Genomic DNA, 22,181 nt, shown 5'->3' on the forward strand with positions numbered 1-22,181 from the left:
AATTTTAATTTTTTAAAAAAATAAAAAAGACAATCTATAGCAATTTGATCTCAACTTCTTGATCATCATTTAGCTATCGATTGTCTTAAATCACATATTTAATTATAACGGCGTTTCATATCGTTTTTACGTTGTTTTAGACGTTTATCATCTTGTTTGATTTGTTTAGCAGTAATTAATAAAAGCCCCATTGCAATACTTAAACTAATCATTGCTGAACCACCAAAACTAATAAATGGTAACGGCACACCTGTTAATGGAATTGTAGCTGAAATACCACCAATATTAACAAATGTTTGGCTTCCTATATAACTTGCAATACCAACACATACTAATTTGTAAAAATATGAATTTGTTTTATTAGCTAATTGGAATGCTCGGTACACAATGAAATATTCTAAAATAATTACTAATAAACCACCCACGAGACCTAACTCCTCACAAATAACTGCAAAGATAAAGTCGGTATGTGGTTCTGGCAAGTAACCCAGTTTCATAATACTGTTACCTAATCCTCGTCCAAATAGTCCGCCATTACCTATCGCCATTAAGGAATTAGAAATATGATACCCTGTACCAGATTCTTGACCAAATGGATTCGTTAACGTACTAAAACGTGCCTCTAAATAGCTAGGAACCATATGTAATATCAACATGAACGAGGCAATAATAACAAATCCCAATGCAACTAATAGTCCCCATTTCAATATATTCTGGACACCTATACCAGAATAGAAAATGATTGAGAAGAAGATTATTAATATTAACATTGTTTGCCCAACGTCCTTTTGGAAAAGAACAAGAACCAGGCACGTTACTACGAATAGAATTGGACCTAAAATTAACTTGATGTTTTGTCTTACTGCGGGCATTTTCTTTTCAATCATAAATGGTATGTAAAGAATGATGGCAATTTTTAATAACTCTGATGCCTGTAAATTCATAAAACCTAAATTAATCCAACTTTTGGAACCATTGATATTTTTACCAATGACTAAAGTCAGTAATAGTAATACGAAAATACCAATCATCATTCCTTTTTGAACATTAGGCTTCTTAAGCACTTTTACATTCATAATAAATGCCATAAAAAAGACTATGGCGAAACTCATAATAACGTATAAAAGCTGTCTATTATAAAAGTAAGTTCCTGCAACGGCTACACCACCAGTTAAAGTACCTTTAGTTGCAGCTACCATACTTGCACTGTATACCATTACTAATCCAATCAAACAAAGGAGTACGTATGTAACTAATAATGGATAATCGATAAATTTAGAAGTTTTTCCAATATACCGCATTATATTTTTAAAATTATTCATATACTAGATCATCCAATTCTAAATTTTTAAAGTTAATCACTTCGTTGACTTAGTTCATTTATCTTCACTTTTTAAAAAGCTGTCTTACCTATTATATACTTGAACCCTTCAATTAAACAAATATTATTAGGCTAATCAGCTACTTAATTTAAAAGATAACCTTGAAACAAAAATGACTGAGAAGGACATCACATTTAGATATCATCTCAGTCACTCATACGATGACGTATATGTACGATTAAGCTTATACGTTGTCGTAATTATATATGTTATTAACGCAGTTCATATTGACACTTAAAATATGTGCGTTATGTTATATCTATTGTAAGTAAAACATTAAACATTTGTGAAAGCTTCATGTAATTTAGAAAGTTCTTTTTCTAATCTTAACATTAATTGCTTACCATCTTCTTTATCAACTAAACCAAGTTGAACAGCGAAATCAACCTCTTTTTGAAGGCCAAACATTTGAGTATCTAGCACTTCTTCATAAAGCGGGCAAGAAGGTAAAGTTAAGTTATCCATCTGAACTTTAATAAGATGTAAAATTCTATCAGCATCTTTATTCAACTGGTCATATGCCGCATTATTTAATTTCGATTGGTTAGCCATGACATACTCCCCCTATCATTTCAATTAATATCTTCACATTAGAAGTTTATCTTAATAGGTATTAAAAAGCAAGTGAATTTGAATTATGTCACTATGATTTTATGTTAAAATAATTAAAGATAAAAAATGAGGGAGTGGGCATATATGATCCAAATTAAGGGCGCAGTAAAGTTTCCTATCTCTTTGGATAGTACAACTTGGATTTTCGATGACAGAAAAGTAAGTATCGACGATTTAGAACGTGGGGTTTTCGACGGTACTAGACCTGTTAAATTTGAAGATAACACTGAATGGAATCGAGCTATTTTAGAAGGACAAACAAATCCTCCCACACTTGATTCTGAAATTAAATATAAAAAGCGTTCAGTTTTAGAAGGATCTTTCGTCATTAATATGACACCATTTTTCAAAAATGCTGAACCACGTGATGAAGCAACAACTATTAAACTTTATAATGACAATGATGCTATCGAAGTACCTATTGAATTATTACCATACTTATTCTTCCAATTCGCGAAAGATGGCAAACGTTTATATAGTGATAATGCAGTTGATAGCTTTGTTTATGTACCAGAAGATGGGTATACATATGAATTCAAATATGTAACTCATATAGAGGTGATTTAATGTGCTAGAAGTTCAATGTATCATTTGTGATACTAAAGTGTTTATTGATGAAAATACAGTTGAGGCTAAACGCTTGAGAAACAATCCAATTCGCACCTTTATGTGCGATGATTGTAAAAGTCGTTTAGATACACCTAAACAACGTAAACCACAAGTGATGGATGAAATTTCTGAAGCAGAAAATCAGCAGTCATTCGATAAAAATTAATCTTAAGGAAAAGAGGCTGAGACATAATTCATTGTCTCAGCCTCACTTAACATATTGGCAGTAGATGTCTGAATTGAAAGTGCGCTTATATCAAGCTTCTTTCAATCCTAGTCATCCTTGCCGCGGGGCCCCAACTTGCATTGTTTGTAGAATTTCTTCCTAAAGAAATTCTACAAACAATGCAAGTTGGGGGTGGGACAACGAAAATAATTTTGACAAATTATATTTCTGTCCCACTCTCTTTTTTATGTTTATTGATCTTCTTGCATCATTTGTTTAACACGTTTTGCTTCTTTTTCACGCGCTGATTTATTTAGGATTTTCTTTCTTAATCTAATATTTTCTGGCGTAACTTCAACTAATTCATCGTCATTGATAAATTGTAATGCTTCTTCTAGAGTTAAAATTCTAGGACGATTCATAGTTTGAGTTTGATCTTTTGTTGCAGAACGCACGTTAGTTTGATGCTTCGCTTTCGTAATATTGACTGTTAAGTCATTTTCACGGTTATGCTCGCCAACAATCATACCCTCATAAACTTCTGTACCTGGCTCCATAAAGTTTACACCACGGTCTTCTAAGTTAATAATTGCATATGATGTTGCTTGACCTTGGTCCATAGAGATTAGAGCACCGTTACGACGACCACCAATTTGAGCCTTAACACGAGGTCTAAATTCTTCGAAAGTATGGTTAATAATACCATAACCACGTGTCATAGACATGAATTCTGTAGTGTAACCAATCATACCACGTGCTGGTACCATAAAGATAAGACGAGTTAGACCATTATCGGTAGTCATCATATCTAACATTTCACCTTTACGTGCACCTAAAGATTCGATGACTGCACCAGCATTTTCAGAAGGCACCTCACATTGTACGCGTTCAAATGGTTCGCTTAACACACCATCGATTTCTCTTAAGATTACTTGAGGTTTAGAAACTTGTAATTCAAAACCTTCACGTCTCATATTTTCAATTAAGATTGAAAGGTGCAACTCACCACGTCCAGCTACAATCCATGCATCTGGTTGATCAGTTTGAGTTACTTTTAATGAAACGTCTGTTTCAAGTTGTTGTTCAAGTCTTTCTTGAATTTGACGTGCAGTAACATAATCACCTTCTCGTCCAGCAAATGGTGAATTATTTACTCGGAAAGTCATTTCAAGTGTAGGTTCGTCAATACGTAAAACAGGTAATGCTTCTTGATGATCGTGTGGCGTCACTGTTTCACCAACGTTAATGTCTTCCATTCCTGATACAGCGATTAAGTCCCCTGCTTGTGCTTCTTCAATTTCTTCACGTTTTAAACCAAAGTAACCAAATATTTTAGTTACGCGGAAATTCTTAATTGAACCATCTAATTTAATTAATGACACGTTATCTCCAACGCGCATTTTACCTCTGAATACACGTCCAACCCCTATACGTCCAACGTAATCATTATAATCTAATAAAGCTACTTGGAATTGTAACGGTTCATCTTGATTATCAATTGGTGCTGGAACATAATCAATAATTGTTTCAAATAAAGATTGCATATTTTCATCTTGCTTATCTGATTCAAGACTTGCTGTACCATTAACTGCTGAAGCATAGACAACTGGGAAATCTAACTGTTCATCATTAGCTTCTAATTCGATAAATAAGTCTAATACTTCATCAACTACGCCTTCAGGACGTGCAGCAGGTTTATCAATTTTATTTACAACCACTACAGGTTTTAGATTTTGTTCTAGTGCTTTCTTAAGAACAAAACGAGTTTGTGGCATTGTACCTTCATAGGCGTCGACTACAAGAACAACACCATCAACCATTTTCATAATACGTTCAACTTCCCCACCGAAATCGGCATGGCCAGGTGTATCTAAGATATTAATACGAGTACCTTTGTAATCAATCGCCGTATTTTTAGCAAGAATCGTAATACCACGTTCTCTTTCTAAATCGTTTGAATCCATTGCACGTTCGTCGACATGTTCATTTTCTCTGAAAATACCAGACTGTTTAAGCAACTCATCTACTAAAGTTGTTTTACCATGGTCAACGTGCGCAATAATCGCTATATTACGAACATCTTCTCTTAAATTAGTCATTTTATAAATTTCCTTTCTTGAGTAAACTCCCACTTTTAATTACAACTGTTTTATTATATCATATATTAGTGAAAAGATAAGTAAAAGGTGGGGTATGGGATGCAACAAAAAAAATCAAAAGGCATCTTCTGGGTATTTTCTATTTTAGCAGTCATTTTCTTAGTATCATTTAGTTTTGCATTAGGCGCTGCTAACGTTCCATGGATGATTTTAACATTTATATTACTCATTGCAACATTTGGCGTTGGATTCACTGTTAAAAAGAAATACCGAGAAAACAACTGGCTATAGCCCAGAAATCTTACATTTTAATACTCAATCAATGAGTAAAAGCAGAGACGAAAATAAATCGTCTCTGCTTTTTTATTTTTCTCGTTGTCTACCAAATCGCTTTTCATGATGTGTAGCAATTATCTCTTCAAATTCACATAAATAATTATTTAATATCTCACGATGAAGTTTTGCGTTAGCCATTAAAATAGAATTAGGTTGATTCATTTCTAGACGGTCACCTAATAAGTTTGTACCTACGCCTCCCACTTCATTCAATATCATCAGGCCTCCAGCATAATCCCATGGTTGTAATCTTGGTGTGAGATATGCAGCGAGTTGGCCTTTAGCTACGCTTATAATTTCTAATGCTGCGCTACCATAAGCTCTTGCGCTCCTAGCATCCTCAACGATTGGCGTAAACACTTTACCCATTATCGGTTTAGTTAACCAGTTAGGATTTATACCTATAAGACTTTTTTTAAGTTCAGTATCTTTTAGTGGCTTTAATTGATGGCTATTTTCAAAGGCACCTTCACCGACTTTAGTATGATATAAAACATCTCTCATTACATCGTACACAAACCCAGCATATGGTTTCCCATTATGATAAATACCAATTGATATCGCAAAATTTTCATTTTGATGAACGAAGTTAAGCGTACCATCAATTGGATCTATTACCCAAATGACACCTTGCGTATCTTTCAAATCGTGCCCGTGCCCTTCTTCACCTATAACGCGATGTTCAGGATAATTATGATGGATTGTTTCATAAAGATAATTTTCGGTAGCCTTATCAACATTTGTAACTAAATCATTAGGATTAGATTTCATTTCTATATCCAAATCTTCTTTCATCATATGACGAACTTTATTACCAGCCTCTAAAATGATTCCCTTTGCAAAATCATATAATGCCATCGTATCATCTCCTATTACTTACCATTATACATGATGTACACTAGAAAATTATATTAATACACATTGATATACCTTATTTTCAATAAATCAAACACTTGCTCAAAAAGCTTATACTTTAGGTTAGTAGTACTTACTTGTGCTACAATATACGTAATTAATAATTAGGAGGCTTAAAATGACTCAATATACATTTGCTCCAAAAGATTTCAAAGCTTTCGATGTTGAAGGTTTAGACAATCGTATGGAGGCGCTCAATGAATACGTTAGACCTCAATTAAATAATTTAGGTACATACTTTGCGGATTATTTTAGTTCTCAAACTGGCGAAGAGTTCTACCCTCATGTAGCTAAACATGCGCGTCGTAGTGTCAATCCGCCAAAAGATACGTGGGTAGCATTTGCTCCTAATAAACGTGGATATAAGATGTTGCCACATTTTCAAATTGGATTATTTAGAGATCAATTATTTGTAATGTTTGGCGTCATGCATGAAGCTAAAAATAAAGCCGATCAGATGAAAATATTTAAAAAGCATTTCGATAAAATAAAAGACTTACCTGAAGACTATAGTGTTTGTTTAGATCATATGAAACCTGATAAGACACTTATAAAAGAGATGAGTGACGACGATCTTCATAAAGCGATTGATCGCGCTATCAATGTTAAAAAAGGTGAATTTTTCATTGCACGAGAAATTCAACCTTCCGATAAAAGATTAAAAAGTGATAAAGCCTTTTTACAGTTTGTTGAAGAGACATTTGATGCATTTTTAAGGTTTTATCAATAATACATTTATAATTTCAAGCTTGGATGGAAATTTTAGAATTCCATTCAAGCTTTTTTATAGTCTCACAATATTTTTAGGTTGACCTAATTTTTTGTTTAGGTTAATATATCTTCATAAGATTTTAGGAGTGATTTGATTGAAGTTAAAAGACGACAACTATGAACAGCAACGAAGTTTAGACGAAATTAATAATACGATTCATTTTGACCATAAAAGTAGTGCAAGCCAGAAATTTTTAGCATTTTTAGGTCCTGGTTTACTCGTCGCAGTAGGTTATATGGACCCCGGCAACTGGATTACATCCATGCAGGGTGGTGCACAATATGGCTATACCTTGCTATTCGTGATTTTAATCTCAAGTTTAGCAGCAATGTTATTACAAAGTATGACGGTTAGATTAGGAATAGCAACTGGTAAAGATCTTGCGCAAATGACACGTCACTTTTTAAGTAAACCTGTAGCTATCATATTTTGGATTATCGCTGAATTGGCTATAATTGCTACTGATATCGCAGAGGTAATTGGTAGTGCTATCGCATTAGACTTAATTTTTGGTATCCCATTAATTGTCGGCGCATTAATTACTGTATTCGATGTTTTCTTATTGTTATTCATTATGCGCTTCGGTTTTAGAAAAATTGAAGCTATTGTTGGAACATTAATATTTACAGTATTAGCGATTTTTGTATTTGAAGTATTTATATCTTCACCTCAATTAACTGACATATTAAATGGCTTTGTACCACATAAAGAAATTGTTACAAATCAAGGTATCTTATATATTGCCTTAGGTATTATTGGTGCGACAATCATGCCACATAATTTATACTTACATTCTTCTATAGTTCAGTCTCGTAAGTATGATCGACATGATAACCAAGAGAAAGCTCAAGCAATTAAGTACGCTACAATTGATTCAAACCTTCAATTATCTATAGCTTTTGTAGTAAACTGTTTATTATTGACTCTAGGCGCAGCTTTATTTTTCGGAACTAAAACAAATGATTTAGGTGGTTTCTACGATTTATATCATGCTTTAAAAACTGAACCAGTATTAGGTGCAACTTTAGGTGGAATCATGAGTACACTATTCGCAGTAGCTTTATTAGCTTCTGGTCAGAATTCAACTATTACAGGTACTTTGGCTGGTCAAATTGTTATGGAAGGATTTTTACGTTTATCCATCCCTAACTGGTTACGTAGATTAATCACACGTGCGCTTGCAGTTATTCCAGTTATAATTTGTTTAATTATCTTCAAGGGTAACTCTGAAAAGATTGAACAACTACTTGTATTTTCACAAGTCTTTCTAAGTATCGCCTTACCTTTCTCATTAATACCGCTTCAACTTGCTACAAGTAATAAAAAATTAATGGGACCTTTTATTAATAAAACGTGGGTTAATATTATTTCATGGACGCTTATTGTAATTCTAAGCGGATTAAATGTTTACTTAATCATTCAAACTTTCCAAGAATTATAAAAATTTCATTATTATTTAAAAAAGCACAAAGATGATTCGATTAAAAAATCATCTTTGTGCTTCTTTAGTAAAATCAGACATGTTGAGTCACTTATTTTTTTAATAAACTATTGTTAAATATTATAAACTTAAAAATTTCTTTTCTTTAAAACTTAATAAATGTAGGGATCATCTTTTTTGTGATTTTTTAATTCTTTATCTGGATCCCATTCTTTATCATGTGATTGAGTATTTTCACGGTAATCATCTTTAAGTTGATGATTATCATTAATTTGATTAAGATGTTTATTATTATATTTGTCTTTCTTTTTACTAAACAACATAATAGCTGCAATAATCCATAAAATCATGGCAATGAGATTCATAGTTATCAAACCAGTTACTGCAGCAGCTACAAGTAATCCTCCTGCTAGATTTTTACGACCTTTAATAGTTAAGGCCCCAAAAATACCTAATATTGTAGAGAATGCTAAAAATCCAATTGAAAAAATCATGGATGCTATTAAAATATCAGAGGTAACATTTTGGTCATTCCCATACATTTGTTTCATTAAATCTCTATATTGTTGTTGATTATGACCACTTTTCATCACTGTCAGTGATAAACAAGTTAATAATAAATATATAATACTTAAACCATTAGCTATCCATGCTAAGATAGTTTCTGTTTTTTTACTCATATTAGGCTACACTCCTCTTTGTTACGTTCTAAAATTAATAATACTAAAAATTAGATCTTATAGCGAACACATATAAAAAGAGGCTGAGACTTAATTCATTGTCTCAACCTCACTCAATATATTGGCAGTAGATGTCTGAATTGAAAGTGCGCTTATATCAAGCTTCTTTCAATCCTAGTCATCCTTGCTGCGGGGCCCCAACATAGAGAATTTCTTTTGGAAGAAATTCTACGAACAATGCAAGTTGGGGTGGGACGACGAAAATAATTTTGACAAATTATATTTTCTGTCCCACTCTCTTTTTTGTGTTATTTATTTTCGGTGTCGTCTCCATGTTCAACTTGGTTCTCTTGAATATCTTCTTGAGGTTGTTCCTCTTGGAACATTTGACGACGTTCCTCGTAATTCATTCTTCGTTGATTGACTGCACTAGGTTGATTTTTTCTTCTTTCTTTCATGCGTTTATTATAAGCTTTTTTCTTTTCTCTTTTCTTCGCACGAATTTCAGCTTTTTCCTTCTTACGTTGAGCCTTAAGTTCTTTAGGATCAACTTGAGGTTCATGCGGCTCTTGGTGATAGGCATAACCATCTTCATAACCGTAATTATCATCTTCATTTTGATAATAATCTTCTTGGAATTGTTCGTCACGCTTAGCTTTTTTAGATTTCTTATTATATTTAGCTTGTCTAGACATGATTGCCGGTTCTTCTTCGTCTTGTTGAGTAGATTTATATTCACTTTCTACAGCACGCTTTGGAAATTGTGCGTATTTATTATCTTCCTCATCATAATAATGACCCTCTGGCTCATCATTAACATAACCATCATGTTGTTGCGATTCATAGTGTTGCTCTGCTTCATAAGCTTCTCTACGTTGACGTTCTTTTCTACGTTTTCGACGTGTATTTCTATATTCTTTATTATCACGAGGTTGTTCATAATCATCGTAATAACCGTGATTGTACCCCTCTTCATAATGGTCACTATGAGGATTAGCCTGTGGTCCGCGATTATCATAGTATTCATAATCATCATAATATGGTTGTCCATAGCCATCATTATAATATGCCGGTACGGTTTCTACCCGATTTTTTCTAGCAAACATCATGATAGCGATGATAAAGAATAAAATTGGAATAATTAAAGTAACAACTAGTAATACCAATGGAATCGTAACTACAGCTGCTAATAGAAATAAGAAACCTGAAAGTATTCTAATGTTCATTGAGATTAACGCTAAGAATGAAATCAATAAACAAATGATGAAGTAAACAATGATAGCCCAAACACCATTTTGTAACCAAATAACAAATTGAGTTGTACTTAAATCATTGTTACCTAAAATTTGTTGAACCAACTCATTATTATTTAATGAACTCTCCAAATTAGCAATCGAAGTATCATTACTAAATGATACAAGTGCAATAAACATCGTTACAATCGTCAAAATGAGTAAAAATACCCAACTAAACCAACCTAGTACTTTTTCAGTTAGCCGACCGACTGGACGCTTAATTTGTGTGTATTGCTCTCCTGACATCCGCTACAACTCCTTACTTTACTATCAAATCATTATATAAGAAATGTGAGTAAATAACTACTATTTATCATTAATCTATTTTAAGGTCATTTTAAAATTTAAAAAACTCTCGTTATATTCACTGAGTGTTTGTTGACCTAAATCTTTGTAAACTTCTAAACGCTTTTGTTCTTTATTTGTAGGATAAAATCTATGGTCTTCTCTAATTTCTTTAGGCAGCTTATCTCTAGCCGCTTTATTAGGCGTTGCATAGCCTACCCACTCTGTATTCTGTTTATTATTTTTCTTATCTAATAAGAAGTTCATAAATTTATATGCGCCTTCCTTATTCTGAGCAGTTTTAGGAATAACCATGTTATCAAACCAAAGATTAGATCCTTCTTTAGGAATAACATAGTCATATTTATTACTATTTTGTACTAAAGGTGCTGCCACTCCACTCCAAACTACAGCGATGTTACCTTCATTTTGTTGAAGCATCATTGTTATCTCATCTCCAACAACACCTCTTACTTGTGGAGCTAACTTTTTCAAATCCACTTCAGCCCTTTTAATATGAGAAGGATTACTATCATTCAAACTATAGCCTAATTTGTTGAGTCCCATTCCCATAATTTCGCGAGCACCGTCTACTAATAAAATATCATTTTTATACTTAGATTGATACAAATCACTCCAACTATTGAATTTTTCATGAGGGTATTTCTCTTTATTATATAAGATACCCACTGTACCAAAGAAATAAGGTAATGAATATTTATTATGAGGATCATAAGACATATTCATATAGTCAGAATCGAGATTTTTTATATTTGGTATTTTATTATGATCTAAAGGAACTAACAGATTTGAACGCTTTAGCTTTTGCACAGTGTACTCACTTGGAAATGCCACATCATAATGTGTACCACCATTACGAATTTTGGCCTCCATTGCTTCATTTGAATCAAACGTTTCGTATACAACTTGAATACCTGTTTGTTTTTCAAACTTTTTAATTAAACTAGGATCAATATATTCTCCCCAGTTATAAACATAAATCTTTTCATTTGTTTGGGTGTTCTCTTTAGATTTAAACCAATGACTCACAACTAAACATAAAATACCAATAATTATTGCGGAAATGATAAGTTGTAGAAATCGTTTCATTCATTTACACCTCGCTTCACTGTCTTTTGGCGTTTGACGAAGTGTAGTATTAAATAATAACCTATTATACCTATTAAAATAGCTACAAATAAAATTGTAGATATCGCATTAATCTCCATACTTATACCTTTTCTAGCCATTGCATAAACTTCTACAGATAAGACACTAAACCCGTTTCCTGTTACGAAGAAGCTAACTGTGAAATCATCTAAAGAATATGTTAAAGCCATAAAGAATCCGCCAATGATTGATGGCATAATATTGGGTATAATGACGCTACTTAATAATTGAGATTCATTTGCTCCTAGATCTCTAGCCGCATTCAACATATTATCATTCATTTCATACAGTTTCGGTAACACAATAATCACGACGATAGGTATACAAAATGCAATATGTGAGGCTAAAACAGTAGAGAATCCTAAACCTAATCCAGTGAAATGTCCAATTGCAGTAAACATAATTAAAAATGACGCACCAATAACTACATCCGATGAAACCATGAGTACATTATTTAAAGTCAATAAGGTCACTTTGAATTTTTTATTACGTAAATAATACAAAGCAATTGCGCCAAATGTACCAATTACTGTAGAAACTGATGCAGCTAATAATGCCACTGCTACAGTATTAAATATTACAGACATTAATCGATCATCTTGGAAAAGAGTACGGTAATGCTCTAACGTGAAATGCTCAAAATGAATCATATTTCCAGCTGAGTTAAATGAATACAACATTAAGAAAAAAATCGGTATATAAAGTATTACTATTAAAATACCTATGTACACCTTTCCATACCATTTCACGTCGCTCACCCCTTCCCATTAGATGATTTAGATTTAGTTATAATTAAAATAAAGGCCATAAATATAATTAAAAATAACGCAATTGTAGAGCCCATACCATAATTTTGAATAGTTAGAAATTGCTCTTCAATCGATGTACCTATATTAATGACTTTATTACCTGCAATTAATCGCGTAATCATGAATAGAGATAACGCAGGTATGAATGTAACTTGAATGCCTGTCATTACTCCTTCTTTAGTTAAAGGAATGATAACCTTTCTAAAAGTAGTTAATGGACTAGCGCCTAAATCACTAGAAGCTTGTAACAAGTTATTAGGTATTGCTTTCATACTATTAAATATAGGTAAAATCATAAATGGGATATAAATATAACTTGCAACCAATAGAAATGCTCCACTTGTAAAAAGCATATTAAATACTGGTAAATGAAAGACATGTAATGTCTGATTTATAATACCATCATGACTTAATAGTCCTATAAAAGCATAGGTCTTCAGAAGTAAATTAATCCATGTTGGAATTATCATTATCATTAGTAATATATTTTGGAATCTAGATTGAGCAATATAATATGCCGCTGGATAGCTAATAAACAAAGTAATTATAGTAATTAGAAACGCATACCATATTGAATCCGCAAACATTTTAAAATAGCGTAGTGAAAAAATTTGTTCATAATTTGTAAAACTAAAATGACCATGCACATCTGTAAATGAGAAATAGACGAGTAAAATGACAGGTATAATAATAAAAATAACCATCCATAATAAATATGGAATAAGAAGTACTTTATTAATATTACGCATGGTCCACATCCTCATAACTCTCTATACGCTTATCAAATTCTTCCTCAGTTTCACCAGGTACCATAATGTGAATTGCTTCTGGTTCAAAGTATAGACCTATTTCGCTGCCAACTTCAGCCTTCTTAGTAGATTGAATAACCCATTCGTAACCTTTTCTATCAATACAGCAAATTTCATAATGAACGCCTCTAAATAACATTGAATCTACAGTCGCTTTAAAAAGTCCTTGATCTTTTTCAATAAGTGAAATGTCCTCTGGTCTAATTACAACTTCTACTTTCTTATTTTCAGGTATTCCCATATCAACACATTCAAAGTCTTGGCCATAGATATTCACCACGAAATCTTTAATCATTCGTCCCTCTACGATATTGGATTCACCAATAAAATCGGCAACGTAACGATTAACAGGTTCATCATATATATCTATAGGCGTACCAAATTGCTGAATTTTTCCATCTTTCATAACAAAGATGTAATCACTTAATGCTAATGCTTCCTCTTGATCATGTGTTACAAATATAAAAGTTATCCCTAAACGAGATTGTAATTCTCGTAACTCATATTGCATTTCCGTACGTAATTTTAAATCTAATGCGGATAATGATTCATCAAGTAAAAGTATTTCAGGTTCATTCACAATTGCCCGAGCAATCGCTACACGTTGTTTTTGTCCACCACTCATGCCTTCAATTTGTCGTTGTTCATAACCTTGTAATTTCACTAATTTTAATGCTTCTGATACCTTTTTATCTATCTCAGTCTTGCTATATTTTTTTAATTTTAAGCCATAAGCAATATTGTCATAAACATTAAGATGGGGAAATAACGCATAATCCTGGAAAACTGTATTGACTTTACGTTTATTTGGGGGCAATTTTCCGATAGGTTTATTCTGGTAAATCACTTCTCCGCTGTCAGGATATTCGAACCCAGCAATCAACTTTAATATTGTAGTTTTTCCACAGCCAGAAGGTCCTAATAATGTATAAAAATAACCTGATTCAATATCAATATCAATTTCATCTAAAATTTGTACATCATCATAGCCTTTACTTACAGATTTGAATGAAAGTAATGGATTCATGATCATTCCTCCCTATAAATATGAAGCTGTGGCAACAATTAATATTTTCACTTCTTCATTTGTTTCATTATATAAGCGATGCTTATCTTTTGCCTTAAAATAAAGTACATCTTCAGCACTCGCTTTAAAGGTTTGATTACCAAGTAGCAACGACACTTCACCTTCTAAACAATATATAAAAGTGTCTGATTCAGATGGTTTAAAATTTTTATAGGATGCGCCAGGTTTCAATGTTAGTATGAGTGGTTCCATTTCAAATTCATTAGAATCTGTAACAAGCCAATTAAGGATATATCCTCGATCATATTCATCATATGTAATTTGATCTTTCTTTTTATATAACACTTTTTCACTCGGACTCTCTTGAAAAAAATCACTGGCCGATGTTCCAAGCACTTCCAAGATGTTTAAAAACGTCTCCATACTCGGCGATGCATGTTGACTTTCAATCTGAGAGATATACCCTTTTGACAAATCCGTACGTTCGGCAAGTTCTTCTTGTGTGAGATTTTTTATGCGTCTTAAATTTCGTAATTTATATCCTATATTCATAATTTAACCACCTAAAAAAGCTACATTAAGTTTACTAATATCAAACATTTTGTTTAATGCTTAATAAAAGTAACAGAATATAGCTTTGTAAGCAATAGTTTTATTAAATTGTTTTAAAAAACAAGTGAGTATAAATTTTTAGATATTAAGTGCAAGTGAAATCAATTAAGATTCTTTACCAAATCGCTGTTGCTCAGGATTTTTATTTACTTCTTGGACAACTTTATAACTATTATATCCACTTTTATTCTCAAATTCTTTAAAAATTTGTTTTTCTTCAGCTTTACCAGGTACAATTTCTTTAAATTTTTTATAAGCTTTTTTTACGTCTTCACCCTTAACAGAAGATTCATAGTAATTTTCAATTTTATTAAAAAAGTGAATGACTTGCATCATTTCTTCATTTGTCCAATCTAAATCTAACGGATATTGATACTCCATTGTGATGATAACCTCCTATGATAATAATGTATGTACAGTGTATCGGAGCCATTTTCATAAAACAACCGATTCAAATAATCTAAAAAAGCTGAGACCCGTACATGACGAGTCCCAGCAGTATATAATAATTAATCTTTAACTATTGTGATTAAGGCTGAATTACATAGTGTGGATTGGATAACCAATTGCTTTTTCAGCAGCTTCCATTGACATTTCACCTAAAGTAGGGTGAGCATGAACAGTTAATGCGATGTCTTCTGCATTCATACCTGATTCAATTGCTAAACCTAATTCAGAGATGATATCAGATGCGCCGGTACCAACAACTTGAGCACCGATTAAAGTATCATCTTCTTTAAGTGTAATTAATTTAACAAAACCATTCGTATCATCTAATGATAATGCACGACCATTAGCTGCATAAGGGAATTTAGAAGCTTTAATTGATAAACCTTCTTCTTTTGCTTGAGCTTCAGTGTAACCTACTTGAGCTAATTCTGGTTCAGTGAAGCATACTGCAGGCATACCAATGTAATCAACTTCAGCAGCTTGACCATCTATTGCTTCAGCAGCAACTTTAGCTTCATAACTTGCTTTATGAGCAAGTGGTAAACCAGGAACGATATCACCAATTGCAAAGATGTTCTCAATTGAAGTACGGCTTTGTTTATCTACTTCTAATAATCCACGATCTGCGAATTTAAGACCTAATTCTTCTAAACCTAATTCATCAGTATTTGGACGACGTCCAACAGTTACTAGTACGTAGTCAGCTTCAATAGTTTGTTCTTCACCATTAGCTTCATACGTAACTTTAACACCATTGTCAGTTTCTTCAGCAGATTTAGCCATAGCTTCAGTGACAATTTCGATACCTTTTTCTTTCATGCCTTTTTTAACTGGTTGTGTCATTTGTTTTTCGAATCCACCTAAGATGTCTTTCGCACCTTCAAGGATTGTTACTTCAGAACCGAAGTTAGCAAATGCTGTACCTAATTCAGAACCGATGTAACCGCCACCGACAACTACAAGTTTACCTGGTACTTCTTGTAAATTTAAAGCGCCAGTTGAATCGATAACACGTTCACCAAATTCAAAGTTAGGAATTTCAATTGGTCTAGAACCAGTTGCAATAATTGCATGTTTGAAATTGTAAGTTTGAGCACTTTTTTCGTCCATAACGCGAAGGCTATTATTATCTACAAAGTATGCTTCACCTTTGACAATCTCAACTTTGTTACCTTTTAATAAACCTTCAACACCACCAGTTAATTTATTTACTACTGATGATTTGAATTCTTGAACTTTTTCATAGTTTAAAGACACGCTTTCAGCAATAACCCCTAAGTTTTCTGAATGTTGCGCCTCAACAAAACGATGAGATGCGTGTAATAATGCTTTAGATGGAATACAACCAACGTTTAAGCACACACCACCTAAATTACCTTTCTCAACGATTGTTACTTTTTGTCCTAATTGTGCTGCGCGAATTGCTGCAACGTATCCACCTGGACCTGCTCCGATTACAATAGTATCTGTTTCAATTGGGAAATCTCCAACTACCATGTTTTTACCCCTCCATTAATAATAGTTCTGGATTATTTAATAAACGTTTAATGTGATTCATAGCATTTTGACCAGTTGCGCCATCAATTTGTCTGTGGTCAAAGCTTAATGATAACGCTAATACTGGAGCTGCTATAATTTCTCCATCCTTAACAATAGGTTTTTGAGCAATACGGCCAATTCCTAAGATGGCTACTTCTGGGTGATTGATAACTGGAGTGAACCATTGTCCACCAGCTGAACCGATATTACTAATTGTACAAGTTGCACCTTTCATTTCATCTGAAGTCAATTTACCATCACGAGCTTTAACTGCAAGTTCATTGATTTCATCTGAAATTTCAAAGATTGATTTACGATCCGCATGTTTAACAACAGGAACTAATAAACCTTTATCTGTATCTGCTGCGATACCGATATTCCAATAATGTTTGTGTACAACTTCGCCAGCTTCTTCATTAAATGAAGTGTTAAGTGCTGGATATTTTTTAAGTGCTGAAACTAAAGCCTTAACAACATATGGTAAGAACGTTAGTTTAGTACCTTGTTCAGCTGCAATTTCTTTGAATTTCTTACGGTGATCCCATAGTTCTTGTACATCAATTTCATCCATTAATGTAACATGTGGTGCTGTATGTTTTGAGTTAACCATTGCTTTAGCAATTGCTTTACGCATAGCAGGGATTTTCTCAGTAGTTTCTGGGAAGTCACCTTCTGGTACTGATTGACTAGCTGAAGTGCTAGTTTCTTCATTACCTGTAGATGATGCAGCTGCACTTTCGTTAGAAGCAGAATCAGTGCTTCCACCATTTAAGTATGCGTCTACGTCTTCTTTTGTAATACGGCCGTTTTTACCAGTGCCCGTAACAGCTTTAATGTTTACACCATTTTCACGAGCGTATTTACGTACAGAAGGCATAGCCTTAACTGTTTTATTCTCATCAACTTCCGCTTCTTGATTAGAAGCTGTTGAAGCTTGCTGAGTTTGTGATGATGAAGTTGATTCTTCTTCAGCTGATGCTTCTTCTTGTTTCTCTTCTTGTTTAGAAGAAGAGTCATCACTATGACTACCTTTAAATTGCATTTCTTCAGCATCAGGAGCATCAATTTTTACAATAACGTCACCAACTACTGCAACAGTTCCTTCATCTACTAAAACTTCTTCCACAGTTCCGCTAACAGGCGATGGGATTTCTACTACAGATTTGTCGTTTTGCACTTCTGCTAAGACATCATCTTCTTCGATGGTATCTCCAGCTTTAACAAACCACTTTACAATTTCACCTTCGTGGATACCTTCCCCGATATCGGGTAATCTAAATTCAAATGCCACGTTCTTGTCCTCCTAAGATTTTACTTAATCAAATCATTTCAAATACTTATATACTAAAGTTGCAAGTTAAGGAAGCCCTTACAACTTAGTTTACACTTATTCATCACTCATTGCTATAGTTAGCTACTTAATTTATTCATGAGTTTAAATTAAAACTCTAATGTAGCTTTCGCTTGCTCGATGATGTCATTTTTATTTGGTAACCAAACATTCTCAGCTTGAGTAAATGGATATACAGTATCAGCTGCAGCTACACGAGCGATAGGTGCTTCTAATGAAAGAATTGCACGCTCAGCTAATTCTGCAGCAACTTGTGCACCTACACCAGCTTGGCGTTGCGCTTCTTGAACAACTACTGCACGTCCAGTTTTTTCTACTGAAGCAACTAAAGTATCAATATCAATTGGTTGAACTGTACGTAAGTCAATAACTTCGACAGAGTGTCCATCTTTTTCAAGTTCTTCAGCTGCTTTGATAGATTCTTGAACCATGGCACCGTATGCGATTAGAGTAATATCATTACCTTCTTTTTTAACATTAGCTTTACCAATGTCGATTGTATACTCTTCTTCAGGTACTTCTTCACGGAATGAACGATACAATTTCATATGTTCTAAGTATACAACAGGATCGTTACTTTGGATCGCTGAAATTAATAAGCCTTTCGCATCATAAGGACCTGATGGAATAATAACTTTTAAACCAGGTGATTGTGCTAAGATACCTTCTAAATTATCAGCGTGTAATTCTGGAGTATGTACTCCCCCACCAAATGGTGCACGAATAGTAACCGGTGCTGGTTTAGATCCACCTGAACGGAATCGTGTACGAGCAATTTGACCCGCAACTTCGTCAAACACTTCAAATACGAATCCTAAGAACTGGATTTCCATAACTGGACGATAACCTGTTACAGCTAATCCTAGGGCTAAACCGCCAATACCAGATTCAGCTAATGGTGTGTCGAATACTCGATCTTCACCAAATTCTTTTTGTAAACCTTCAGTAACACGGAATACACCGCCGTTAACACCAACGTCTTCACCGAAAACTAAAACGTCTTCGTCTCTTTTAAGTTCACTTTTAAGCGCGTCATTAATCGCTTGAACCATTGTCATTTGTGCCATGGCTTACTTCGACTCCTTCTCTTTATAAATTTCATATTGTTCTGATAAATTTTGAGGCATATCTTCATACATAATATCCATTAGAGAAGTAACAGTTTGTTTGTCTGTATTGTCAGCCTCTTTAATAGCTGTTTTAATTTCAGATTTAGCACGTTCAATGACTTCATTTTCTTTATCTTCGTTCCAAAGACCTTTTGCTTCTAAGTATTTTCTGAAACGTACTAATGGGTCTTTTTTCTCCCACTCTGCATCTTCGTCTGAAGTTCTGTAACGAGTTGGATCGTCACCAGCCATAGTATGTGGTCCATAACGATATGTTAAAGTTTCAATAACTGTTGGACCTTCACCCGCAACAGCTCGTTCACGCGCTTCTAATGTTGCTTGATATACTGCTAATGCATCCATACCATCTACTTGGATACCTGGTACACCTACTGCGATAGCTTTTTGTGCTAATGTAGTTGCCGCTGTTTGTTTACTGCGAGGTGTAGAAATTGCGTAATTGTTGTTTTGAATTACAAAAATAGCAGGCGCTTTATACGCTGATGCAAAGTTGATACCTTCATAGAAGTCACCTTGTGAAGAACCACCGTCACCAGTATAAGTAATTGCAACTGCATTTTTACCTCGTTTTTTAAGACCGAATGCTACTCCAGCTGTTTGAACATATTGAGCACCGATAATAATTTGTGGGCTTAAAGCATTAACGCCCTCAGGGAATTGATTACCTTTGAAGTGTCCTCTAGAGAATAAGAATGCTTCTGTAAGTGGTAAACCATGCCAAATAATTTGAGGAACATCACGATAACCAGGTAAGATGAAGTCTTCTTTTTCTAAAGCATATTGAGAAGCAAGTTGAGATGCTTCTTGACCTGCTGTAGGTGCATAGAAACCTAAACGTCCTTGTCTGTTTAATGAGATAGAACGTTGGTCAAGAATACGCGTCCATACAATTCTTTCCATTAATTCTACTAATTGTTCATCTGTTAAATCAGGTACTAAGTCTTCATTTACGACATTACCATCCTCATCCAAAATTTGAACCATTTCAAATTTCGATTGAGTTTCATTTAATACTTTAACTGCATCGAATTGGGCTTGTAACTTAGGAGCCATTCAATTCACCATACCTTTCCCATGTAAATAGAAATTCATTTTATCCTCCCTAATTGTATCACAAATGATTTTACCTGTTAAACGATTTCATAAAGTTCTGTTTCAATAGAAAAAGATACAGTTGCGCAGTCTGTTATAGTACTTTTCGCACAACTGTATCAGTTCACTAAATTATTTTAATTGATCTACGTCTTGTTTCTCTTGAGTAACCTTTCTCATCGCTTTTGAATAGGTATTGAATTTTTTATTCATGTCTTTGTATGCTTTTGATAAATCTTTAGATTTACTGTCTACTTCTGATTGTGTAGCACCATCTTGGTTCAAGAACGTAAACAGTTCTTTCTCTTTATTTAAAGCTTTCTTGTAAGCCTTTGCATATGCGTCATGTGCTTTGTATTTTTCTTTGATTGCATCATTAAGTTGTGTCACTTCTTTTTTCTTAGCTGAGTTCTCGATATGACTCATATACTGTTTAGCTTTTTTAAATTCTTTTTCAGAATTATTTAACGCTTTCTCTTCATTTTTAAACTCTTTTTGACGTTTCTCTACATTCTCAACGATATCTTCTGCAGCTTGTTTTCTAGTATTCTGATCCTTGCCATTTACTTTTTTGAATAATTTTTGTTTCTCTTCTTCTAAATTATTTAATTTTTTACTTGTACTATTTACTGATTTTTCTTGGTCAAAAGCTTTTTGAACTTGATTGTCATATTTTTTAATTTCTTTTTTATCAGTAGTACACCCAGCTAATAACACTGTTGATGTTAGGACAATTGCGACAGTTTTACCGAACTTCATTAACTGTTACCTCCTCATAGTTGTTCGCTTGTAATATTAAATAATAATCTTTCATAAATCAATATACACTAATATAACTATTCATAGAAGCTAAGAGAAATAATCATAAGATTTAGTTTAATCTATAATATAAAACATGTATTTAAAATCAAGTACCTATTAATGTACGAATCTCTATCGTATCTGATATATTATTACATAAGGAAGGTGTATGACATGTTAACTATGAAAGATATTATTAGAGACGGTCATCCAACGCTTCGTGAGAAGGCTAAAGAATTAAGCTTCCCTCTTTCTGAAGAAGATAAAGAAACATTACGCTCAATGCGAGAGTTTTTAATTAATAGTCAAGATGAAGAAACTGCAAAACGTTATGGATTACGTTCTGGCGTAGGTTTAGCAGCCCCACAGATTGATTTGGCTAAAAGAATGATTGCAGTTTATTTACCAGACGATGGTAATGGAAAATCTTATGATTATATGCTCGTTAATCCTAAAGTTATGAGCTACAGTGTGCAGGAAGCTTATTTACCCACTGGCGAAGGTTGTTTGAGTGTTGACGAAAACATTCCAGGGTTAGTCCACCGTCATAATAGAGTAACAATTAAAGCTCAAGATATTGATGGCAATGAAGTTAAACTCAGACTAAAAGGCTATCCAGCAATTGTGTTTCAACACGAAATTGACCATTTAAACGGCGTTATGTTCTATGATTACATTGACGCTAATGAACCACTTAAACCTCACGACGATGCAGTTGAAGTTTAAGTAAACTTATGGACATTTATTAGCACTTCATCAAGTTAGTAATTGATTACGCTTGTTGAAGTGTTTTTTTATT

Annotated in this window: 23 protein-coding genes; 6 read left to right on the forward strand and 17 right to left on the reverse strand. The window is 33.5% G+C overall.

Annotated elements, in window-relative coordinates:
• Window positions 1–98: 98 nt before the first annotated feature.
• Complete coding sequence (locus tag V6C74_RS08295) at window positions 99–1,322, reverse strand: FtsW/RodA/SpoVE family cell cycle protein (RefSeq protein ID WP_002452971.1); 1,224 nt, start codon at window positions 1,320–1,322, stop codon at window positions 99–101.
• Between the two features lie 336 nt (window positions 1,323–1,658).
• The gene (locus V6C74_RS08300) at window positions 1,659–1,934 is read right to left on the reverse strand and encodes a YlaN family protein (RefSeq protein ID WP_002435383.1); all 276 of its coding nucleotides are present in this window, start codon (window positions 1,932–1,934) and stop codon (window positions 1,659–1,661) included.
• 144 nt (window positions 1,935–2,078) lie between these two features.
• On the opposite strand from V6C74_RS08300, the gene V6C74_RS08305 reads away from it, so the two are divergent.
• Together V6C74_RS08305 and V6C74_RS08310 are read left to right on the forward strand one after the other, a co-directional pair.
• Window positions 2,079–2,561: a hypothetical protein gene (locus V6C74_RS08305; protein ID WP_002452970.1), complete on the forward strand. Its 483-nt coding sequence runs from the start codon at window positions 2,079–2,081 to the stop codon at window positions 2,559–2,561.
• 1 nt (window position 2,562) lies between these two features.
• A complete protein-coding gene (locus tag V6C74_RS08310) occupies window positions 2,563–2,769 on the forward strand; it encodes a YlaI family protein (protein WP_002452969.1) in 207 nt (68 codons plus the stop codon).
• Window positions 2,770–3,020: 251 nt separating this feature from the next.
• Here V6C74_RS08310 and typA read toward each other — a convergent pair whose 3' ends face one another.
• Complete coding sequence (gene typA, locus V6C74_RS08315; RefSeq protein ID WP_002452968.1) at window positions 3,021–4,868, reverse strand: translational GTPase TypA; 1,848 nt, start codon at window positions 4,866–4,868, stop codon at window positions 3,021–3,023.
• A 99-nt stretch (window positions 4,869–4,967) separates the two neighbouring features.
• Here typA and V6C74_RS08320 point away from each other — a divergent pair, with 99 nt between their 5' ends.
• Window positions 4,968–5,159: a DUF5325 family protein gene (locus V6C74_RS08320; RefSeq protein WP_002452967.1), complete on the forward strand. Its 192-nt coding sequence runs from the start codon at window positions 4,968–4,970 to the stop codon at window positions 5,157–5,159.
• Window positions 5,160–5,231: 72 nt separating this feature from the next.
• Here the strand turns inward: V6C74_RS08320 and V6C74_RS08325 are convergent, their stop codons facing one another.
• A complete protein-coding gene (locus V6C74_RS08325) occupies window positions 5,232–6,062 on the reverse strand; it encodes an inositol monophosphatase family protein (protein ID WP_002452966.1) in 831 nt (276 codons plus the stop codon).
• A 175-nt stretch (window positions 6,063–6,237) separates the two neighbouring features.
• Here V6C74_RS08325 and V6C74_RS08330 point away from each other — a divergent pair, with 175 nt between their 5' ends.
• Both V6C74_RS08330 and V6C74_RS08335 read left to right on the forward strand, forming a co-directional pair.
• Window positions 6,238–6,849: a YktB family protein gene (locus V6C74_RS08330; RefSeq protein ID WP_002452965.1), complete on the forward strand. Its 612-nt coding sequence runs from the start codon at window positions 6,238–6,240 to the stop codon at window positions 6,847–6,849.
• Between the two features lie 136 nt (window positions 6,850–6,985).
• A complete protein-coding gene (locus tag V6C74_RS08335; protein ID WP_002452964.1) occupies window positions 6,986–8,332 on the forward strand; it encodes an Nramp family divalent metal transporter in 1,347 nt (448 codons plus the stop codon).
• Between the two features lie 152 nt (window positions 8,333–8,484).
• Here the strand turns inward: V6C74_RS08335 and V6C74_RS08340 are convergent, their stop codons facing one another.
• The 13 genes from V6C74_RS08340 to V6C74_RS08400 all read right to left on the reverse strand — a co-directional run bounded on the left by V6C74_RS08340 (window position 8,485) and on the right by V6C74_RS08400 (window position 21,340).
• Entirely contained in the window at window positions 8,485–9,012 is a 528-nt protein-coding gene (locus V6C74_RS08340; RefSeq protein ID WP_002452963.1) for a DUF4064 domain-containing protein, read from the reverse strand.
• 308 nt (window positions 9,013–9,320) lie between these two features.
• Window positions 9,321–10,553, reverse strand: a complete 1,233-nt coding sequence (locus V6C74_RS08345; protein ID WP_002452962.1) for a DUF4064 domain-containing protein — start codon at window positions 10,551–10,553, stop codon at window positions 9,321–9,323.
• Between the two features lie 75 nt (window positions 10,554–10,628).
• Window positions 10,629–11,702: a spermidine/putrescine ABC transporter substrate-binding protein gene (locus tag V6C74_RS08350; RefSeq protein ID WP_002452961.1), complete on the reverse strand. Its 1,074-nt coding sequence runs from the start codon at window positions 11,700–11,702 to the stop codon at window positions 10,629–10,631.
• On the reverse strand, window positions 11,699–12,511 hold the full coding sequence (locus tag V6C74_RS08355; RefSeq protein WP_016898775.1) for an ABC transporter permease: 813 nt from the start codon (window positions 12,509–12,511) through the stop codon (window positions 11,699–11,701). Before V6C74_RS08355 ends, V6C74_RS08350 begins: the two co-directional genes overlap by 4 nt.
• 5 nt (window positions 12,512–12,516) lie before the next feature.
• Window positions 12,517–13,320 (reverse strand): ABC transporter permease, encoded by an 804-nt coding sequence (locus V6C74_RS08360; RefSeq protein WP_002452959.1) that lies wholly within the window; start codon window positions 13,318–13,320, stop codon window positions 12,517–12,519.
• The gene (locus tag V6C74_RS08365) at window positions 13,313–14,407 is read right to left on the reverse strand and encodes an ABC transporter ATP-binding protein (RefSeq protein WP_002452958.1); all 1,095 of its coding nucleotides are present in this window, start codon (window positions 14,405–14,407) and stop codon (window positions 13,313–13,315) included. The genes V6C74_RS08360 and V6C74_RS08365 overlap by 8 nt, the downstream gene beginning before the upstream one ends.
• Before the next feature lie 12 nt (window positions 14,408–14,419).
• Window positions 14,420–14,959, reverse strand: a complete 540-nt coding sequence (locus tag V6C74_RS08370) for an XRE family transcriptional regulator (protein ID WP_016898777.1) — start codon at window positions 14,957–14,959, stop codon at window positions 14,420–14,422.
• A gap of 165 nt (window positions 14,960–15,124) precedes the next feature.
• Entirely contained in the window at window positions 15,125–15,400 is a 276-nt protein-coding gene (locus tag V6C74_RS08375) for a UPF0223 family protein (RefSeq protein ID WP_002452956.1), read from the reverse strand.
• Between the two features lie 159 nt (window positions 15,401–15,559).
• Entirely contained in the window at window positions 15,560–16,966 is a 1,407-nt protein-coding gene (lpdA, locus tag V6C74_RS08380) for a dihydrolipoyl dehydrogenase (protein WP_002435425.1), read from the reverse strand.
• Window positions 16,967–16,970: 4 nt separating this feature from the next.
• Complete coding sequence (locus V6C74_RS08385) at window positions 16,971–18,299, reverse strand: dihydrolipoamide acetyltransferase family protein (protein WP_002452955.1); 1,329 nt, start codon at window positions 18,297–18,299, stop codon at window positions 16,971–16,973.
• Window positions 18,300–18,448: 149 nt separating this feature from the next.
• Entirely contained in the window at window positions 18,449–19,426 is a 978-nt protein-coding gene (locus tag V6C74_RS08390) for an alpha-ketoacid dehydrogenase subunit beta (protein WP_002452954.1), read from the reverse strand.
• Window positions 19,427–19,429: 3 nt separating this feature from the next.
• Window positions 19,430–20,542: a pyruvate dehydrogenase (acetyl-transferring) E1 component subunit alpha gene (pdhA, locus tag V6C74_RS08395; RefSeq protein ID WP_016898779.1), complete on the reverse strand. Its 1,113-nt coding sequence runs from the start codon at window positions 20,540–20,542 to the stop codon at window positions 19,430–19,432.
• Between the two features lie 171 nt (window positions 20,543–20,713).
• The gene (locus V6C74_RS08400) at window positions 20,714–21,340 is read right to left on the reverse strand and encodes a YkyA family protein (protein WP_002452952.1); all 627 of its coding nucleotides are present in this window, start codon (window positions 21,338–21,340) and stop codon (window positions 20,714–20,716) included.
• A gap of 216 nt (window positions 21,341–21,556) precedes the next feature.
• Between V6C74_RS08400 and def the strand changes: the two genes are divergently transcribed.
• Window positions 21,557–22,108: a peptide deformylase gene (gene def / locus V6C74_RS08405; RefSeq protein WP_002452951.1), complete on the forward strand. Its 552-nt coding sequence runs from the start codon at window positions 21,557–21,559 to the stop codon at window positions 22,106–22,108.
• Window positions 22,109–22,181 lie beyond the last annotated feature (73 nt).

The sequence above is a fragment of the Staphylococcus capitis subsp. capitis genome, assembly GCF_040739495.1.
GTDB classification, from domain to species: domain Bacteria; phylum Bacillota; class Bacilli; order Staphylococcales; family Staphylococcaceae; genus Staphylococcus; species Staphylococcus capitis.

What these genes read in the sequence shown, in the direction of transcription:
- V6C74_RS08295 (WP_002452971.1), bottom strand. Translation starts at nt 1,322, where the DNA reads ATGAATAATTTTAAAAATATAATGCGGTATATTGGAAAAACTTCTAAA.
- V6C74_RS08300 (WP_002435383.1), bottom strand. Translation starts at nt 1,934, where the DNA reads ATGGCTAACCAATCGAAATTAAATAATGCGGCATATGACCAGTTGAAT.
- V6C74_RS08305 (WP_002452970.1), top strand. Translation starts at nt 2,079, where the DNA reads ATGATCCAAATTAAGGGCGCAGTAAAGTTTCCTATCTCTTTGGATAGT.
- typA (WP_002452968.1), bottom strand. Translation starts at nt 4,868, where the DNA reads ATGACTAATTTAAGAGAAGATGTTCGTAATATAGCGATTATTGCGCAC.
- V6C74_RS08320 (WP_002452967.1), top strand. Translation starts at nt 4,968, where the DNA reads ATGCAACAAAAAAAATCAAAAGGCATCTTCTGGGTATTTTCTATTTTA.
- V6C74_RS08325 (WP_002452966.1), bottom strand. Translation starts at nt 6,062, where the DNA reads ATGGCATTATATGATTTTGCAAAGGGAATCATTTTAGAGGCTGGTAAT.
- V6C74_RS08330 (WP_002452965.1), top strand. Translation starts at nt 6,238, where the DNA reads ATGACTCAATATACATTTGCTCCAAAAGATTTCAAAGCTTTCGATGTT.
- V6C74_RS08340 (WP_002452963.1), bottom strand. Translation starts at nt 9,012, where the DNA reads ATGAGTAAAAAAACAGAAACTATCTTAGCATGGATAGCTAATGGTTTA.
- V6C74_RS08345 (WP_002452962.1), bottom strand. Translation starts at nt 10,553, where the DNA reads ATGTCAGGAGAGCAATACACACAAATTAAGCGTCCAGTCGGTCGGCTA.
- V6C74_RS08350 (WP_002452961.1), bottom strand. Translation starts at nt 11,702, where the DNA reads ATGAAACGATTTCTACAACTTATCATTTCCGCAATAATTATTGGTATT.
- V6C74_RS08360 (WP_002452959.1), bottom strand. Translation starts at nt 13,320, where the DNA reads ATGCGTAATATTAATAAAGTACTTCTTATTCCATATTTATTATGGATG.
- V6C74_RS08365 (WP_002452958.1), bottom strand. Translation starts at nt 14,407, where the DNA reads ATGAATCCATTACTTTCATTCAAATCTGTAAGTAAAGGCTATGATGAT.
- V6C74_RS08370 (WP_016898777.1), bottom strand. Translation starts at nt 14,959, where the DNA reads ATGAATATAGGATATAAATTACGAAATTTAAGACGCATAAAAAATCTC.
- V6C74_RS08375 (WP_002452956.1), bottom strand. Translation starts at nt 15,400, where the DNA reads ATGGAGTATCAATATCCGTTAGATTTAGATTGGACAAATGAAGAAATG.
- lpdA (WP_002435425.1), bottom strand. Translation starts at nt 16,966, where the DNA reads ATGGTAGTTGGAGATTTCCCAATTGAAACAGATACTATTGTAATCGGA.
- V6C74_RS08390 (WP_002452954.1), bottom strand. Translation starts at nt 19,426, where the DNA reads ATGGCACAAATGACAATGGTTCAAGCGATTAATGACGCGCTTAAAAGT.
- pdhA (WP_016898779.1), bottom strand. Translation starts at nt 20,542, where the DNA reads ATGGCTCCTAAGTTACAAGCCCAATTCGATGCAGTTAAAGTATTAAAT.
- V6C74_RS08400 (WP_002452952.1), bottom strand. Translation starts at nt 21,340, where the DNA reads ATGAAGTTCGGTAAAACTGTCGCAATTGTCCTAACATCAACAGTGTTA.
- def (WP_002452951.1), top strand. Translation starts at nt 21,557, where the DNA reads ATGTTAACTATGAAAGATATTATTAGAGACGGTCATCCAACGCTTCGT.